2 protein-coding genes are annotated in these 2469 nt (G+C 63.2%); both read left to right on the top strand.

Features of this window, described 5'->3' with window-relative positions:
* The first annotated feature begins 124 nt into the window (after positions 1-124).
* Positions 125-1030, top strand: coding sequence for a tyrosine-type recombinase/integrase (locus tag ABID37_RS26185; protein ID WP_354199894.1), 906 nt, complete (start codon positions 125-127; stop codon positions 1028-1030).
* 4 nt (positions 1031-1034) lie between these two features.
* Positions 1035-2225 carry an IS91 family transposase gene (locus tag ABID37_RS26190; protein WP_354199895.1) on the top strand — a complete coding sequence of 397 codons (1191 nt, stop codon included), beginning with the start codon at positions 1035-1037 and terminating at the stop codon, positions 2223-2225.
* Positions 2226-2469 lie beyond the last annotated feature (244 nt).

Consider the following 2469-nt stretch of genomic DNA (forward strand, 5'->3'; position numbering starts at 1 on the left):
CCATGCACGAACCCGCTTCGCGGGAGGGACGCGCGTGGTGAGACTTGATGGATTCGTCTGAGGCTCTGGGCAGCTAGAGGCTGGGGTCCGAACATGGCGTTCCTTTCAACAGGAGGAACTCACCATGACGACCTATCAGACCAATGCCCCGATCACACCGCTGCGTCAACGGATGCAGCAAGATATGGTGATGCGGGGCCTGGGCGCCCATACGCAGCAGGATTATGTGCGGCACGTCCGGAACTTTGCTGCCTTCCTCGGGCGTCCTCCCGACAGCGCTACCGCCAAAGACATACGGCATTACCAACTGCATCAGCATGAGACCGGTGTGGGTCCGGCGACGATCAACAGCACGGTTTCCGCGCTGCGCTTTCTGTTCACGGTGACGCTGAACCGGCGAGATCTGTCGCGCACTCTGGTGATCACCCGCAATCCGCGCAAGCTGCCCGACGTTCTGAGCGTGGAGGAAGCCGCACGTCTGCTCGAGGCCGCGCCAGGCATCAAGTACAAGGCCGCACTGGGGGTCGCTTATGGCGCGGGCCTGCGTGTCTCCGAGGTCGCGCATCTCAAGATCGACGATATCGACTCGACCCGCATGTTGATCCGTGTCGAACAGGGCAAGGGACGCAAGGACCGCAACGCCATGCTCTCGCCGCAACTGCTGGAGCTTTTGCGTCTGTGGTGGCGCGAAGGAAAGCGGCGTGGCGTGATGCTGCCTCATGGCTGGCTGTTTCCAGGGCGTAGCCGCACGGATCCGATCTCGTCACGACAGCTGCATCGCGCGGTGCAGGAAGCAGCCGAAGTGGCCGGGATCCATAAGCGTGTCAGTCCGCACACATTACGGCACAGCTTCGCCACCCATCTTCTCGAAGATGGCACCGATATCCGCGTCATCCAGGTTTTGCTCGGACACAGCAAGCTTGAGACGACCGCGCTCTACGCCAAGGTGTCCACTCGAACGATCCACGCGGTCGCCGGCCCTCTTGATCGACTGATGGCGCTGATGGAAGGCAAGTCGCCCGACGGCTGAGCGAGTGCGCGCCACCATCGAGGTCGCCGATATCTTCCGAGCGGCCGGGCCTGCCTATCGCGCTGCCCATGCCGGGCATCTGAGCCTGGACCAGCTCAAGGTCATGTCTGCGATCGAGACCTGTCGCACCGCAGCTCTCGGCGGCCACGTTGAAGCCTGTTCTGACTGCGGGCACCAGCGGATCGCCTATAACTCCTGTCGCAACCGGCACTGTCCGAGGTGCCAGGGCGCTGCAGCACACGCCTGGCTGGAAGCCCAGCAGGCCAATCTTCTCCCTGTCGGATACTTCCATGTGGTGTTCACGTTGCCCGCCGAGATCGCCGACATTGCCTTCCACAACAAGGCACTGGTCTACGACCTGCTGTTCAAGGCGGCATCCCAGACGATGTTGACGATCGCTGCCGACCCAAAACATCTGGGCGTCCGCATCGGCATCACCGCGGTGCTTCACACCTGGGGATCGGCCATGAGCCACCATCCGCACATCCACATGATCGTGCCCGGTGGCGGCCTCACACCGGCCGGACAATGGATATCGTCACGCCCGACCTTCCTGCTGCCGGTGCGGGTGCTGGGCGCACTGTTCAGGCGCCTGTTCCTGACCCGGCTGCTCGAACTCCATGGTGCTGGAAGGCTCGTCTTCTTCGGCAAGCTGGCGGGTCTCAGCGACCGGCGTGTCTTCCTGCGCCACCTTGCGCCGGTCCGAAGGAAGCGGTGGGTTGTTTATGCCAAAGCGCCCTTCGCCGGCCCTGAAGCCGTTCTCGCCTATCTCTCGCGCTACACCCACCGTGTGGCGATCTCGAACAGCCGCCTTATCGCCTTCGACCAGACCAGCGTCACCTTCCGCTACAAGAATTACCGCTGCTCCGGCGCCGACCGACAGCAGGTCATGACCATCGTCGCCGACGAGTTCATCCGCCGCTTCCTGCTGCATGTTCTGCCGCGCGGCTTCCATCGCATTCGGCACTATGGCCTGCTCGCTGGCAGCGCACGCAAGGCCAACATCGCCTGTGCCCGCGAGCTTCTGAACGCCGCCCCGCCGCCCGATCACGCCACAGCCGAAGACCCGTCGGACGTTCACCCGCCATGCCCGTGCTGCGGCGGACCCATGATTGTCATCGAGGTGTTCCAACGCTGGCGTCAGCCCCGCGGACCGCCAAATACGATGGTAACGAACCGGGAGAATGCGCCATGACCCGGCATGGCTCGCTCAGTCATATGGCCTCTTCAACCCAGCGGCGGCCAACGGGATGGCGTGCGCCGTGTCGAATGGCGATCGCTCCCCGTCGGACAAGCGCACACCGGAACGCCTCAAAAAGCTCTGCTGTCCAGCCCGCAAAGAACGTCATCGACCCGATCGGGCCAATACACGCTTCTCAAGCTGTTCACCCCCTGGCAGCCCCAGAACACAAAACCCCATAGCCAAAGCGTGCCGACCG

This window comes from Aquamicrobium terrae, assembly GCF_040545735.1.
Lineage (GTDB): Bacteria > Pseudomonadota > Alphaproteobacteria > Rhizobiales > Rhizobiaceae > Mesorhizobium > Mesorhizobium terrae_A.